This is a genomic window from Pseudomonas sp. MD330_10 (genome assembly GCF_042610415.1).
GTDB classification, from domain to species: Bacteria; Pseudomonadota; Gammaproteobacteria; order Pseudomonadales; family Pseudomonadaceae; genus Aquipseudomonas; species Aquipseudomonas rhodesiae.
Map to the genome: position 1 here is coordinate 304,469 of NZ_JBHGZU010000005.1, position 13,833 is coordinate 318,301.

The window sequence follows — 13,833 nt, forward strand, 5'->3', positions numbered from 1 at the left end:
AAGACAAAGCAAGCCTTGGGGATTATCATGTGCCGCATTCTCTTTTGGTGACAGCGATATGACTGATCAGCGCAAAGGCAGCGATGCCGAACCCACCACTCACTTCGGCTTCAAGAACGTCCCGGAAAGCCAGAAAGCGGAAAAAGTCGCTGAGGTGTTCCACTCTGTAGCCGCCAAGTACGACCTGATGAACGATGTGCTTTCCGGCGGCATGCACCGCTTGTGGAAGCGCTTCACCATCGAATTGTCGGGCGTACGCCCCGGCAATCGCGTGCTGGACATCGCCGGCGGCACGGGCGACCTGGCCGCCAAGTTCTCCAAGCTCGTCGGCCCGACTGGCCAGGTGGTGCTGGCGGACATCAACGGTTCGATGCTCAAGGTCGGCCGTGACCGTCTGCTCGACAAAGGCGTGGCCGGCAATATCGAATTCGTCCAGGCCGACGCTGAAAAGCTGCCGTTCCCCGACAACCATTTCGACTGCGTGACCATCGCCTTCGGCCTGCGCAACGTGACCCATAAAGAAGACGCGATCCGCTCGATGCTGCGCGTACTCAAACCGGGTGGCCGCCTGTTGGTGCTGGAGTTCTCCAAGCCGACCAACGCGCTGATGTCCAAGGTCTACGACACCTACTCCTTTGCCTTCATGCCGCTGATGGGCAAGCTGATCACCAATGACGCCGAGAGCTACCGCTACCTGGCCGAATCGATCCGCATGCACCCCGACCAGGAAACCCTGAAGTCGATGATGGTGGAAGCCGGTTTTGACCGTGTGACCTACCACAACATGACCTCGGGCATCGTCGCCCTGCACCGCGGCATCAAGCCCTGATGCTGCTGCAAGGTCTTCTCGCCAGCGTCGAGCACGGCCTCAACCGTGTGCTGCGCCTGGACAGCACTGCCCTGGCGCGGCTCGCACACCTTAACGGCAACGTCATCGCCGTCGACTGCCGCAGCCCCGCCTTGCAGCTGTTTATCCTGCCCAGCGATGAAGGCCTGATGCTGGCGACCCATTGGGCCGCCGACGCCGACTGCACCCTGCGTGCGCCGGCATCGAGCCTGCTGCACCTTGCGCTGAGCCGCAACAAGACCGCCATCCTGCACAGCACCGAAGTTGAGCTGGAAGGCGACAGCGCGGTGCTGATGGACCTGGCCGCCGTGCTGCAGGATCTGGAACTGGACTGGGAATACGAACTCTCGCGCTGGATCGGCCCCGTCGCCACGCAGTTGATCAGCGGTCACGTGCGCAGCCGCACGCGCTGGTACCAGCAGGGATTCGCCAGCCTTAACCAGAACCTCGCCGAATACCTGAGCGAAGAATCGCGCACTCTGGTCGGGCAACGGGAAGCGCAAGCGCGCTTTCGCGAACTCGACAAGGCCAAACTCGACCTGGAACGTCTTGAGGCGCGCTTCGAGCGCCTGAGCCGTTCCCTTGATCCAAGCGATAACGCATGAAGCTGCTCGCCGTCCGCCGTTTGTTTCGTATCCAGCGCGTCGTAATCCGCTACCGTCTCGATGACCTGCTGTTCGCCCTGCCCTTGCCATGGTTCCTGCTGGCGGTGCGCTATGTACTGCCGTGGCGCTGGCTGCCCCGCAAACGGCTGGAGCTCAGCCGTGGTGCGCGCCTGCGCCTGGCATTGCAGGACCTGGGGCCGATCTTCATCAAGTTCGGGCAAATTCTCTCCACCCGCCGCGACCTGCTGCCCGAAGACATCGCCGACGAGCTGATGCTGTTGCAGGACCGCGTGCCGCCCTTCGACTCCCAACAGTCGATGGCGCTGATCGAAGAGCAACTGGGCAAAAAGATCAGCGAGGTGTTCAGGCGCTTCGACGTCGAGCCCCTGGCCTCGGCCTCCGTGGCGCAAGTGCACGCCGCGCAACTCAAGACCGGCGAAGAAGTGGTGGTGAAGGTGATTCGCCCGGGCCTCAAGCCGATCATCGGCCAGGACCTGGCATGGCTGTTTATCCTCGCTCGCGCCGCCGAGCGTTTCAGCGCCGATGCACGCTTGCTGCACCCGGTGGACGTGGTCGCCGACTACGAAAAAACCATCTACGACGAACTCGATCTGCTGCGTGAAGCGGCCAACGCCAGCCAATTGCGGCGCAACTTCGAAGGCTCGCAACTGCTGTATGTGCCGCAAGTGTATTGGGACTGGTGCCGCCCTAAAGTGCTGGTGATGGAGCGCATCTATGGCGTGCAGGTCACCGACCTGGCCACCCTGGCCGACCAGCGCACCGACATGAAGATGCTCGCCGAACGCGGCGTGGAGATTTTCTTCACCCAGGTGTTCCGCGACAGTTTCTTCCACGCCGACATGCACCCGGGCAATATCTTCGTCAGCACCGTCAACCCGTGGAGCCCGCAGTACATCGCAATCGACTGCGGCATCGTCGGCAGCCTCACTCCGGAAGACCAGGATTACCTGGCGCGCAACCTGTTCGCCTTCTTCAAGCGCGACTACCGCCGCGTGGCGCAATTGCACATCGATTCGGGCTGGGTGCCGGCGGAGACCAAGCTCAATGAATTCGAAGCGGCGATCCGTACCGTGTGCGAGCCGATCTTTGAAAAACCATTAAAAGATATTTCATTTGGCCAGGTACTGATGCGCCTGTTCCAGACCGCGCGGCGCTTCAATATGGAAGTGCAGCCGCAGTTGGTCCTGCTGCAAAAAACCCTGCTCAACATCGAAGGCCTGGGCCGCCAGCTGTACCCGGACCTCGACCTGTGGAATACCGCGCAGCCGTTCCTGGAACGTTGGATGCGCGAGCGCATGAGTCCAAAGACCATGCTGGGCAACCTGCACAGCCAGTTCGAACAGCTGCCGCACCTGGCCAATATGACCCGTGACCTGCTTGAGCGCATGTCCCAACCCCACGCCAAAGACCCCGCGCCACCGTGGCAAAAACGCAAGGACGACTGGTTCCTGCGCCTATTGGGCGCGGCGCATCTGGTGGGTGGCGTGATGCTGGCGATCGGCGGGCCGCTAAACCAATTGGGCCATTGGCCGGCCGGGATCATGGTCGCCGTGGGTGTTTATCTGATTGTGCGGCGATAGCCGATCCAGTTATACACTGTTGCAAATTGCCGGAGCCGAACATGAAAGACTGGCTGGACGAAATCAAATGGGACAGTGACGGCCTTGTGCCAGCCATTGCTCAGGACTATAAGACCGGGCGCGTGCTGATGATGGCCTGGATGAACCGCGAGGCCCTGAGCCTCACCGCCGCTGAGCAGCGCGCCATCTACTGGTCACGTTCGCGTGGCAAACTGTGGCGCAAGGGCGAAGAGTCCGGGCATGTGCAGACCCTGCACGAGCTGCGTCTGGATTGCGATGGGGATGTCATCATCCTGAAAGTCGAGCAGATCGGCGGCATTGCCTGCCACACCGGCCGTCACAGCTGCTTCTATCGCGTTTTCGAGGACGGCGAGTGGAAAGTGGTCGAACCGGTGCTTAAAGACCCGCACGCCATTTACTCCGCAGGACACTGAACATGAGCGATACCCTGAACCGTGTGGCCCAGGTGCTGGAGGACCGCAAAGGTGCGGACGCCGACAGCTCCTACGTCGCCAGCCTGTACCACAAGGGCTTGAACAAGATCCTGGAGAAGCTCGGCGAAGAATCGGTCGAGACCATCATTGCCGCCAAGGACGCCCAGATCAGTGGCGACTGCAGCGATGTGATCTACGAGACCGCCGACCTGTGGTTCCACAGCCTGGTCATGCTCGCCCAACTGGGGCAGCATCCGCAGGCCGTGCTGGATGAACTGGACCGTCGCTTCGGCCTGTCCGGGCACGCCGAAAAGGCCTCGCGCCCGTCCGCTTGAATAACGTTGATTAGAGGATTTGCAGCATGGGCATTTTTGACTGGAAACACTGGATCGTCATTCTGGTGGTGGTGGTGCTGGTGTTCGGCACCAAGAAACTGAAAAACCTCGGCACCGACGTCGGCGAGTCGATCAAGGGCTTTCGCAAAGCCATGAACGACGATGAAAAACCCGCCGACCCTGCGGCCAATCCGGTGCCACCGGCCCAGCCTGTGCACCCCCAGGCCGCCCAGCCGATCACCGAGCGTCGCACCTTCGACGTGCAGGCTGAAAAAGTCGAAGAGCCGACCCGCAAAGACTCGTGAGCACTGACTAATGTTTGGTATCAGCTTCTCTGAACTGCTCCTCGTCGGCCTCGTGGCCCTGTTGGTGCTGGGGCCGGAACGCCTGCCCGGTGCCGCACGCACGGCCGGGCTGTGGATCGGGCGCCTGAAACGCAGTTTCAACGCCATCAAACAGGAAGTTGAACGGGAAATCGGCGCGGACGAGATCCGCCGACAACTGCACAACGAACACATCCTGTCGTTGGAGCAAGAGGCGCGCAAGATCCTGTCGCCCGTGCAGGAGCCGGCCAAACCGGTGGAGCCGGTGGCTGAACACAGCATTGCACCAGCCCCAGCCGCCGACACCGCTCCAACCCCGCCAGAGCCAGTACCGGCGCCCACCGCGTCGCCCGCTCCCCATGACCCTACATTGCCGCCGCGAGCCCCATGAGCGCTGATAAACCGGAAAACGACCAGCACATGCCGCTGGTCTCGCACCTCACCGAGCTGCGTACCCGCCTGCTGCGTTGCGTAGCGGCGATCTTCATCATCTTTGCCGGGCTGTTCGCCTTTACCCAGCAGATCTACACGTTCGTCTCCACGCCGTTGCGCCAGTACCTGCCGGCCGGCGCGACGATGATCGCCACCGATGTGTCCTCGCCGTTCCTCACGCCGTTGAAGTTGACGATGATGGTCTCGCTGTTCCTGGCGATCCCGGTGATCCTGCATCAGATCTGGGGCTTTATCGCTCCGGGCCTGTACAAGCATGAGAAACGCATCGCGGTGCCGTTGCTGGTGTCGAGCATCCTGCTGTTCTACACCGGCATGGCCTTCGCCTACTTCCTGGTGTTCCCGCTGATCTTCAAATTCTTCGCCGCCGCCACCCCGGCTGGCGTGGAGATGATGACCGACATCACCAGCTACCTCGACTTCGTGATGACGCTGTTCTTCGCCTTTGGCGTGGCCTTCGAGATCCCGGTGGCGGTGGTGCTGCTGGTATGGATCGGCGTGGTCAATGTGCAGTACCTGAAGAAGATCCGCCCGTACGTGATCATCGGCTGCTTCGTGGTCGGCATGATCCTGACCCCGCCGGACATCTTCTCCCAGACCCTGCTGGCCGTGCCGATGTGGATGCTGTTCGAGATCGGCATCCTGTTCAGCGGCCTGATCAGCAAGCGCAGCGACCACCCGGATGACCAACCCGCCGACGACGACCAGCCGCCAGCGACCCAGCCGTGAACCTGCTGCTGCTGGAAGACGCCGACTTTATCGCGGCCGACCGAGTGATCCTGCGGGATCGACGCCTGGTGCATATGCAGGACGTCCACCGCGCGGCGGTGGGCGACAACCTGCGCGTCGGCCGCATCGGCGGGCTGATGGGCAATGCGCACCTGCTGCGCCTTGAGGCCGCCGAGGCCGAGTTACAGGTCAGCTTCGACCTGCCGCCGCCGGCCAAACTGCCCTTGACCCTATTGCTGGCCCTGCCCCGCCCGAAGATGCTGCGCCGAGTGCTGCAAACCGTGGCGGCCATGGGTGTGCCCAAGGTGGTGCTGGTCAATAGCTACCGCGTAGAGAAAAGTTTCTGGCAGACCCCGTTCCTGGAGCCCGAGGCGATCCGTGAGCAACTGATCCTGGGCCTGGAGCAAGCCCGCGACACCGTGCTGCCCGAGGTCATCATCGAAAAGCGCTTCAAGCCGTTCGTTGAAGACCGTCTGCCGGCCATGACCGAGGGCACTTTGGGCCTGATCGGTCATCCGGGGGATTACCCGGCCTGCCCGCGCGGCTTGGATGAACCGGTCACCCTGGCGATTGGACCGGAAGGCGGCTGGATCCCCTACGAGGTGGAATTGCTGACCAAGGCCGGCTTGCAACCGGTGCAACTCGGTGCACGTATCCTGCGCGTCGAAACGGCCGTGACGGCTCTCCTTGCCCGCCTGTTCTGACGCCCCCAACTGCTGATTCCTACAGAAACGCCCTAGGCAGCCGATAAGGCTTGGATAAGTCCAAGCCTTGTTCCAGGGGAGTTTGCAGCATGTATCGTTGGTTAGCCGAAAAACTGGGGAATGTCAGTGTCAAAACCAAGCTGGCGGTAGGCTTTGGCCTGGTGCTGCTGCTGACCCTATTGATCATGCTCACTGGCTGGACCGGGCTGTCGGGGGTAATCAGCCGAGGGGACAAACTGGGTTATATCGCCAGCCTCAATGACTTGACCAAGGACTTGCGCATTGCGCGCCTGGACTATGAAATGCGTCGCGGCGAACAGGGAACCACCGCCGTCAGCGGGCTGCTGGGGCAACTGGACAGCGGCCTTAAAACCGCGCGCACACTGATCGAACAACCCGCCGATATCGCCTTGATCGAAGACCAACTAGCAGCGGTCGAAACCTACAAACGCGCCTTCGAGGCCATGGCACAAGCCGGTGCCAACCGAGAGAACGCCCGTAGCAAGCTGGGCGATACCGCCGACAACGCGGTGGCTAAGGTCGCTGAAGTTGAAAAGGCTCTATTGCAAGGCGACAGCGTCAGCCAGTTCAACAGCATCGTCGAACTGAGCAAGCTGATTCAGCAGGCCCGCTTCCAGGTTCGTGGCTACACCTACAGCGGCAAAGTCGAAGCCGAACAGCCCGCGCTGGATGCCATTGATAACGCCCTCAAGAAAATTGCCAGCCTCAACGGCCAGATTGGCGATCAATTCTCGAACAATCTGGGACAGGCCAGCGTCTCGTTGCAAGCCTACCGCGCAGCGGTCAGCCAATTCCGGGACTCCCAATTGGCCAGCGCTGCTGCCCTGAAAATCATGGGCGCCCAAGGCGATATCCTGATTGATCGCAGCAACAAACTGACTGACTCTCAGACTGTCGTGCGCGACACCGACGCCGCCCACGCAAAAAACCTGTTGCTGCTCGCGACCATCCTGGCAGTGATCTTCGGTCTCGCGGCCGCATGGGCCATCACTCGCCAGATCATCCTCCCGCTGGAGCAGACCCTCAAAGTCGCGGAGCGCGTCGCCTCGGGCGACTTGAGCCACAACCTGACCTCGCTGCGCCAGGACGAACTGGGCCAACTGCAACGGGCCATGCAAAGCATGACCGTGGGCCTGCGTGAGTTGATCGGCGGTATCAGCGATGGCGTGACCCAGATCGCCAGCGCCGCCGAACAGCTGTCCGCCGTGACCGAACAGACCAGTGCCGGGGTCAACAGCCAGAAGGTCGAAACCGATCAGGTGGCCACCGCCATGAACGAAATGGCCGCCACCGTGCAGGAAGTGGCGCGCAATGCTGAGGAAGCCTCCGAAGCCGCCGTGGCCGCCGACCAGCAGGCCCGTGAGGGCGACAAGGTGGTGGGCGAGGCGATTGCCCAGATCGAGCGCTTGGCCACAGAGGTCGGCAACTCCACCGAGGCCATGGGCGACCTCAAGCGCGAAAGCGACAAGATCGGCAGCGTGCTCGACGTGATCAAGTCCGTGGCCCAGCAAACCAACCTGTTGGCACTCAACGCCGCGATTGAAGCGGCACGGGCCGGTGAAGCCGGGCGCGGGTTCGCCGTGGTGGCCGATGAAGTGCGCAGCCTGGCGCAGCGCACCCAAAAGTCCACCGAAGAGATCGAAGAGCTGATTGCCGGCCTGCAAACCGGCACTCAGCAGGTGGCGGCCATCATGGACAACAGCCGCGGCCTCACCGACAGCAGTGTCGAACTGACCCGCCGCGCCGGCAGTGCCCTGGCCAGCATCACCCGTACCGTATCGACGATCCAGGCGATGAACTCCCAGATCGCCACCGCCGCCGAGCAGCAGAGCGCCGTGGCCGAAGAGATCAACCGCAGCGTGTTGAACGTGCGCGACATCTCGGAACAGACCGCCGCCGCCAGCGAAGAGACTGCCACGTCGAGCACCGAACTCGCGCGCCTGGGCACCCACCTGCAAGCCCTGGTCGGCCGCTTCCGCGTCTGACCCCCCTGTGTCACGGCGACCTGCCTCGGGTCGCCGTTGTCAGCCTGTGAAATTTCCTACGAGTTTTTCAGGCTCTCCCCACCGACAACAGAACTAGCGTTGAACTCAGTTCACCGCGTTAGCGCGCCCGTGGTGCGCCGATACGTTGACGAACGTCCCTCGTTCACTTGTCGGAGGTTAACCATGCTTCGTCGAATGACTCACCTATTGGGCGACGCCAGCGTCACCCTCAAACTGGCCCTGGGCTTCGCCCTGGTACTGGCCCTGAGCCTGGTCATCGCCGTGACCGGCTGGCAGGCCCTGGCCGCATCCCTTTACCGCTCGCAAACCCTCACCGTGCTCGCGCAATTGGCCGTGGCCGGCGAAGAACTGCGCTCCGATCGCATCGTTTACCGCACGCTGGACGATGCCAAAAGCCTCGATCGATTAAGCCACGGCATGGAAAAAGTCGAGGCCGCGCTGGCAGAGCTCTCCAACCGCCTCAAAGTCGCCCAGTCCATTCAGTATTTACAGGAGATGACGCGTCTGTCCGATGCGTTCAAAACGACCCTCAAGGACATACCCACCCGCGTGGAGAAACGGGAAAACGCCCGCGAGCAATTGAAACAAAGCACCGTGCGCATCGGCGATGTACTGGCGCAATTGGCCAGCGACCTGCCGGATCAGGAGGATGAAAAGGCCTTGGATGCTATCGAGAATCTCCGCCAGGCCATTGGGCACGCCGAAGACAGCGCCCAGAGCGCGGCCTGGGCCGCCGATTCGCTGGAGGCCTACGCCCAGGCCGTCAGCGACGCGGAGCGCAGCCTGGAACTGACCCTCGCCGCCGTGGCGAAGCTGCCGGTGGATAACAGCGCGCTGACCAACGCCGTGCAAAGCATCCGCACCCATCTCACCCGCCTCAAGGAGGCGCAACTGAGCACCGAGACCGCGCAAGCCCAGTTGGAGCAACAGCTGGATCAACTGCTCGCGCAGAGCGACCTGTTGAGCCAGGACCAGACCCAACGACGCGACCTCGCCGCCGATCACGCCCGTACCCAGACCTTGGCGACCACGGCCGCCGCGCTGATCTTCGGCGCCTTGGCCGCGTGGGTTATCGCCGGGCAGATCGTCAAGCCATTGCGCAAAGCCCTGGCGGTGGCCAATCGCATTGCCGAAGGCGACTTGAGCCATGATGTCCAGACCCGACGCCGGGACGAATTGGGCCAATTGCAGTGCAGCATGACGCAAATGACGCTCAACCTGCGCGCCCTGATCGGCAACATCAGCGACAACGCCAGGCAGATCGCCAGCGCCGCCGAGGAGCTGTCCACGGTCACCGAACAGACCCGTTCGGGAGTCAACAATCAACGCGACGAAACCGAACAGGTCGCCACCGCCATGAACGAAATGCTGACCACCGCCCAGGAAGTGGCGCGGCATGCTGAACAGGCGTCGATCGCCGCCAAGCAGGCCAACCAGCAAACCGAGCTGGGCGACCGAGTGGTGACGGATGCCGTGGCGCAGATCGAGCATCTGGCCCATGAAATGGCGCGCTCCAGCCAGGCCATGTTGGGGCTGCAACGGGAGAGCCAGAAGATCGGCAGCGTACTGGAAGTGATCAAGTCGGTGTCGCAGCAGACCAACCTGTTGGCCCTCAACGCCGCCATCGAAGCGGCCCGTGCTGGGGAGGCCGGCCAAGGCTTTGCGGTGGTCGCCGATGAAGTGCGCAGCCTCGCCCAACGCACCCAGCAGTCCGCCGAGGAAATCGAGGAACTGATCGGCGGTCTGCACAGCGGCACGCAACAGGTGGCCGACATTATGGACAACAGCCGTGCGCTGACCGATCAAAGCGTCGGCCTGACCCGCAACGCCGGCGAGGCCTTGATGGAGATCGCACGCACGGTGGGAGTGATTCAGGAAATGAACCCACAGATTGCCGCGGCGGCCGAGGAGCAGAGCGCGGTGGCCGAAGAGATCAATCGCAGCGTGTTGAAGGTGCGGGACGTGTCGGAACAGACCGCCACCGCCAGTGAGCAAACGGCCGCGGCAAGCACTGAACTGGCCCGGTTGGGCACGGATCTACAGGCATGTGTGGGGCGGTTCAAGGTCTGAACGCGCCCCGGCCGATTACAGCACCTGGCGCAGGAAGGCTTGGGCGCGCGGGTCCTTGGGGGCATCGAAGAACGCGGCGGGGGCCGCGTCTTCCAGCAACTTGCCGTGATCGAAGAACAGCACACGGTCGGCCACTTCGCGAGCAAAACCCATTTCGTGGGTGACGCAGACCATGGTCATGCCTTCCAGGGCCAGGGTCTTCATCACATCGAGCACCTCACCGACCATTTCCGGGTCGAGGGCCGAGGTGGGCTCGTCGAACAGCATCACTTTGGGGTCCATCGCCAATGCCCGGGCGATGGCTACCCGCTGTTGCTGACCGCCGGACAAGCGGGATGGAAACTCGTTGGCCTTTTGCGCGATACCGACCTTTTCCAGCAGCGCCAAAGCCTTGGCCTCACGCTCCTGCTTACCGCGCTTACGCACGACTTTCTGCGCCAGGCACAGGTTTTCCAGCACGGTCATATGGGGGAACAGGTTGAAGTGCTGGAACACCATGCCGACTTCGCGGCGATAGGCGTTCACGTCGGTTTTCGGATCGGCCAGTTGCAGGCCGTCGATGCTCACCGAGCCCGAGTCGAATGCTTCCAGGCCATTGAGGCAGCGCAGGAAGGTGGACTTGCCGGAACCGGACGGGCCGATCACCACCAGCACTTCGCCCTTGGCCACCTGGGTGGTGACGTTATCCACCGCGCGGACGACCTGCCCACGGGTATCGAAGACTTTTACCAGATCGCGGACTTCAATCACTTTGCGCGAGCCTCCGCTCAAGCCGGCTGGCCATTTTCGACAGCGGCAGGTTGATCAGCAGGTACAGGCCTGCGACGCAGAACAGGATTTCGAACGGTGAGAACGAGGTGGTGATCACTTCGCGGCCGCTCTTGAGCAGTTCGGTGATGGCGATCACCGAAACCAGCGAGGTGTCCTTGACCAGGCTGATAAATTGCCCGGCCAGCGGCGGCAACACGCGCTTGAACGCCTGGGGCAACACGACGTGACGCATCGACTGGCTGGCACTCAGGCCCAGGGATCGCGCGGCCTCGTTCTGACCACGGGTGATCGACTGCACACCGGCGCGCACGATTTCCGCCACATAGGCGCCGGTAAACAGCGACAGCGCGGCGATCCCGGCAAATTCGCGGGAAAGGTTAAGTACCGTGCCGATAAAGAAATAGAAAATGAAGATCTGCACCAGCAGCGGCGTGCCGCGCACCAATTCGACATAGATCGTCGACAGGTCGCGCAGGGTCGGGTTGCTGGACAAGCGGCACAGGCCGGTCGCCAGACCGATCACCAGGCCCAGGATGCCGGACACCACCGACAGCCACAACGTGGTCCACAGCCCCCACATCAACGGGCCCAACGCCCAGTGCCGGGTCACACCGACCACATCGCCCTCGGCCACATCATCGCCGCGGGCCACTTGCAAGCTGTTGTCGGCGACGGTGAGCTTTTGCTCGACGCCCGCGTCATTGCGCAAGGTGACTTCGGCCACGTCGCCATTGCGTACCAGCTCAACGACGGTGGAGATATCCGCCGCGCGCTGGGCAGTTTCCGCCTGATAGGCGAAGTACTGCGGTACGCGGTTCCAACGCCATTCGTAGGACATCAGCGAGGTGGCGTAATACAAGGCGCCGGCCAAGCCAACCAGCACGACCACCGTCAGCAGGTGCCAGGGCCATTGGGCTTTTTTCTGTTTCATTGATCTTTCCGGATGTGTGTTGCCTGGTAGGCCGCCATTGTGGGCAAGCCCACTCCCACACTTGACCGAGTTCCAACAGTCAAATGTGGCAGTCTTGCCCGCGATGGGCGCTACGCGGTGTTCAGTCGGACCTTATTCCATGTCCTTGAGCCACTCGGAGCTCTTGAACCACTTGTCATGGATTCGATCGTAGGTGCCGTCGTTCTTGATCTGGTGCAGGAAGTTGTTGATGAAGTTGATGCTGTCGTAGTCGCCTTTCTTCAAACCGAACGCCAGGGGCTCGAAGGTGAACGGTTCGTCCAGGAACACCAGTTTGCCATTGCCGACTTTCTTCTCGGCCACCACGTTGTACGGCGCGTCATACACAAAGGCATCGGCCTTGCCGTTGACCACGTCCAGCACACCTTCCTGCTCGTTGTCGTAGCCGTGGTACTTGGCCTTGGAGATCAGCTTCTTGGCGACCATTTCACCGGTGGTGCCGAGCTTGGAAGTCAGGCGGTATTTCTCGTCGTTCAGGTCTTTGTAGGACTTGATGGTGCCTTCCAGGTCCTTGCGGATCAGCAGGGTCTGGCCGACCACGATGAACGGTTCGCTGAAGTTCAGGCGCAGGTTGCGTTCCTGGGTCAGGGTCATGCCGCTGCCGATCATGTCGAACTTGCCGGTCAAGAAGGCCGGGATGATGCCGTCATAGCCGGTGGAGACCAGCTCCAGCTTGACGCCCATGGACTTGGCCATAGCCTTGAGGATGTCGACTTCGAAACCGATGATTTCGCCGCGCTTGTCCGTCATTTCGAACGGCATGTAAGTCGGGTCCATCCCGACTTTCAGCGTGCCGCGCTTGACCGCATCGTCGATGGCGCCGGCCTGGGCCGCAGTGGCCGCGACCAGTGCGGTGACGCCTAGCAGCAGCATCGAAAGATACTTTTTCATCATCAAGTCCCCTGAACGATTCTTATAAGGTCGGCGCACAAAAGGGCTGCACCATTTCGGGGTGCGATCCTAACCCACTCACTGCCGGTCACAAAGGTTTCACGGGTAATTGTTATTGCGTATGTCGGAAAAGGCCCACAACGGATGTTCGAGCGCAGAGGGTAGACACGCGCCCAGGTCATGAAGGCAGATAACTGTTGTGTAAGCAGTTATGACTTTCAATCGATTTCCGCCAGCCAGTCCGTGTCCTTGAACCACTTGTCATGCAGGCGATCGTAGGTGCCGTCCTGGGCGACCTGATTCAAGAAATGATTGATCCAGTTGAGGCTGTCGAAGTCGCCTTTCTTCAACCCAAAGGCCAGCGGTTCGAAGGTAAACGGCTGCTCCAGCAAGAGCAAAGCACTGTTTTCCGCACGGCTCAGGGCGATCAAGTTATAGGGCGCATCGTGGATAAACGCATCGGCCTTGCCATCCACCACGTGGCGCACACCCTCCTCCGGGGTGGCGAAACGGCTCAATCGCGCCGCCCCCAAAAAGCGCCGCGCCGCGGCTTCGCCGGTGGTGCCTTCGGTGGTGGCGATGCGGTAATGGGGATCGTCCAAGTCTTCAACACTGGTGACCTTGCCGACCAGGCTGGGATGCAGCAACACGGTTTGGCCTACCACAATGAAGGAGTCGCTGAAGTTGAGCTTCAGGTTGCGCTCCTGTGTCACGGTCATGCCACTGCCGATCATGTCGAACTTTCTGGCCAGCAACCCCGGTACCAACTCGGTGTAAGGCACCGAGACCAGTTCAAGCTCCACGCCCATGGCCTGGCTCATGACCGTGAGCAGGTCAATTTCAAAGCCGACGATACGCCCCTGCTTATCGGTCATTTCGAAGGGCACATAGGTGGGAGTGGTGCCCACTTTCAGCACACCGCGCCGTACAGCATCGTCTATAGCGCCTGCCTGCACGTCCTGTTGTACCCAGGCGACGGCGCTCAGCAGCAACGCCGCACAATACCTTTTGATCATGAATCCCCCTGTGGCCGAAACGAATTGGGGGGCGATCCTACCCCAGCCACGGGCACGTCA

Annotated in this window: 15 protein-coding genes and 1 pseudogene; 12 read left to right on the forward strand and 4 right to left on the reverse strand. The window is 61.6% G+C overall.

What is annotated here, in order from left to right; all coding sequences use genetic code 11:
* The first annotated feature begins 58 nt into the window (after window positions 1-58).
* From ubiE to ACFZPT_RS10765, 12 genes and pseudogenes are all read left to right on the forward strand, one after another.
* Complete coding sequence (ubiE, locus tag ACFZPT_RS10710) at window positions 59-829, forward strand: bifunctional demethylmenaquinone methyltransferase/2-methoxy-6-polyprenyl-1,4-benzoquinol methylase UbiE (RefSeq protein WP_034095486.1); 771 nt, start codon at window positions 59-61, stop codon at window positions 827-829.
* On the forward strand, window positions 829-1,452 hold the full coding sequence (locus tag ACFZPT_RS10715; protein ID WP_099313029.1) for an SCP2 domain-containing protein: 624 nt from the start codon (window positions 829-831) through the stop codon (window positions 1,450-1,452). The genes ubiE and ACFZPT_RS10715 overlap by 1 nt, the downstream gene beginning before the upstream one ends.
* Window positions 1,449-3,053 carry a ubiquinone biosynthesis regulatory protein kinase UbiB gene (gene ubiB / locus ACFZPT_RS10720; RefSeq protein ID WP_034095484.1) on the forward strand — a complete coding sequence of 535 codons (1,605 nt, stop codon included), beginning with the start codon at window positions 1,449-1,451 and terminating at the stop codon, window positions 3,051-3,053. Before ACFZPT_RS10715 ends, ubiB begins: the two co-directional genes overlap by 4 nt.
* Window positions 3,054-3,094: 41 nt before the next feature.
* Entirely contained in the window at window positions 3,095-3,487 is a 393-nt protein-coding gene (gene hisI / locus ACFZPT_RS10725; protein WP_034095483.1) for a phosphoribosyl-AMP cyclohydrolase, read from the forward strand.
* Window positions 3,488-3,489: 2 nt separating this feature from the next.
* A complete protein-coding gene (locus ACFZPT_RS10730) occupies window positions 3,490-3,822 on the forward strand; it encodes a phosphoribosyl-ATP diphosphatase (RefSeq protein ID WP_003209299.1) in 333 nt (110 codons plus the stop codon).
* Window positions 3,823-3,848: 26 nt separating this feature from the next.
* Window positions 3,849-4,127 carry a twin-arginine translocase TatA/TatE family subunit gene (locus tag ACFZPT_RS10735; RefSeq protein ID WP_017738835.1) on the forward strand — a complete coding sequence of 93 codons (279 nt, stop codon included), beginning with the start codon at window positions 3,849-3,851 and terminating at the stop codon, window positions 4,125-4,127.
* A gap of 10 nt (window positions 4,128-4,137) precedes the next feature.
* Window positions 4,138-4,536 (forward strand): Sec-independent protein translocase protein TatB, encoded by a 399-nt coding sequence (tatB, locus tag ACFZPT_RS10740; protein ID WP_034111411.1) that lies wholly within the window; start codon window positions 4,138-4,140, stop codon window positions 4,534-4,536.
* Window positions 4,533-5,324 (forward strand): twin-arginine translocase subunit TatC, encoded by a 792-nt coding sequence (gene tatC, locus ACFZPT_RS10745; RefSeq protein WP_034095481.1) that lies wholly within the window; start codon window positions 4,533-4,535, stop codon window positions 5,322-5,324. Before tatB ends, tatC begins: the two co-directional genes overlap by 4 nt.
* Window positions 5,321-6,028 (forward strand): 16S rRNA (uracil(1498)-N(3))-methyltransferase, encoded by a 708-nt coding sequence (locus tag ACFZPT_RS10750; protein WP_034095480.1) that lies wholly within the window; start codon window positions 5,321-5,323, stop codon window positions 6,026-6,028. Before tatC ends, ACFZPT_RS10750 begins: the two co-directional genes overlap by 4 nt.
* Window positions 6,029-6,213: 185 nt before the next feature.
* Window positions 6,214-7,176 (forward strand): annotated as a pseudogene (locus ACFZPT_RS10755) (methyl-accepting chemotaxis protein); the annotation flags it as partial.
* 144 nt (window positions 7,177-7,320) lie between these two features.
* Entirely contained in the window at window positions 7,321-8,034 is a 714-nt protein-coding gene (locus ACFZPT_RS10760) for a methyl-accepting chemotaxis protein (RefSeq protein WP_371263977.1), read from the forward strand.
* Between the two features lie 183 nt (window positions 8,035-8,217).
* Complete coding sequence (locus tag ACFZPT_RS10765) at window positions 8,218-10,125, forward strand: methyl-accepting chemotaxis protein (RefSeq protein WP_177449836.1); 1,908 nt, start codon at window positions 8,218-8,220, stop codon at window positions 10,123-10,125.
* A 15-nt stretch (window positions 10,126-10,140) separates the two neighbouring features.
* Here the strand turns inward: ACFZPT_RS10765 and ACFZPT_RS10770 are convergent, their stop codons facing one another.
* From ACFZPT_RS10770 to ACFZPT_RS10785, 4 genes are all read right to left on the reverse strand, one after another.
* Entirely contained in the window at window positions 10,141-10,875 is a 735-nt protein-coding gene (locus ACFZPT_RS10770) for an amino acid ABC transporter ATP-binding protein (RefSeq protein WP_099313026.1), read from the reverse strand.
* The gene (locus ACFZPT_RS10775; RefSeq protein WP_034111406.1) at window positions 10,868-11,827 is read right to left on the reverse strand and encodes an amino acid ABC transporter permease; all 960 of its coding nucleotides are present in this window, start codon (window positions 11,825-11,827) and stop codon (window positions 10,868-10,870) included. The genes ACFZPT_RS10770 and ACFZPT_RS10775 overlap by 8 nt, the downstream gene beginning before the upstream one ends.
* A gap of 132 nt (window positions 11,828-11,959) precedes the next feature.
* Window positions 11,960-12,757, reverse strand: a complete 798-nt coding sequence (locus tag ACFZPT_RS10780; RefSeq protein WP_034095475.1) for a transporter substrate-binding domain-containing protein — start codon at window positions 12,755-12,757, stop codon at window positions 11,960-11,962.
* 218 nt (window positions 12,758-12,975) lie between these two features.
* Window positions 12,976-13,773 carry a transporter substrate-binding domain-containing protein gene (locus ACFZPT_RS10785; protein WP_034095474.1) on the reverse strand — a complete coding sequence of 266 codons (798 nt, stop codon included), beginning with the start codon at window positions 13,771-13,773 and terminating at the stop codon, window positions 12,976-12,978.
* Window positions 13,774-13,833 lie beyond the last annotated feature (60 nt).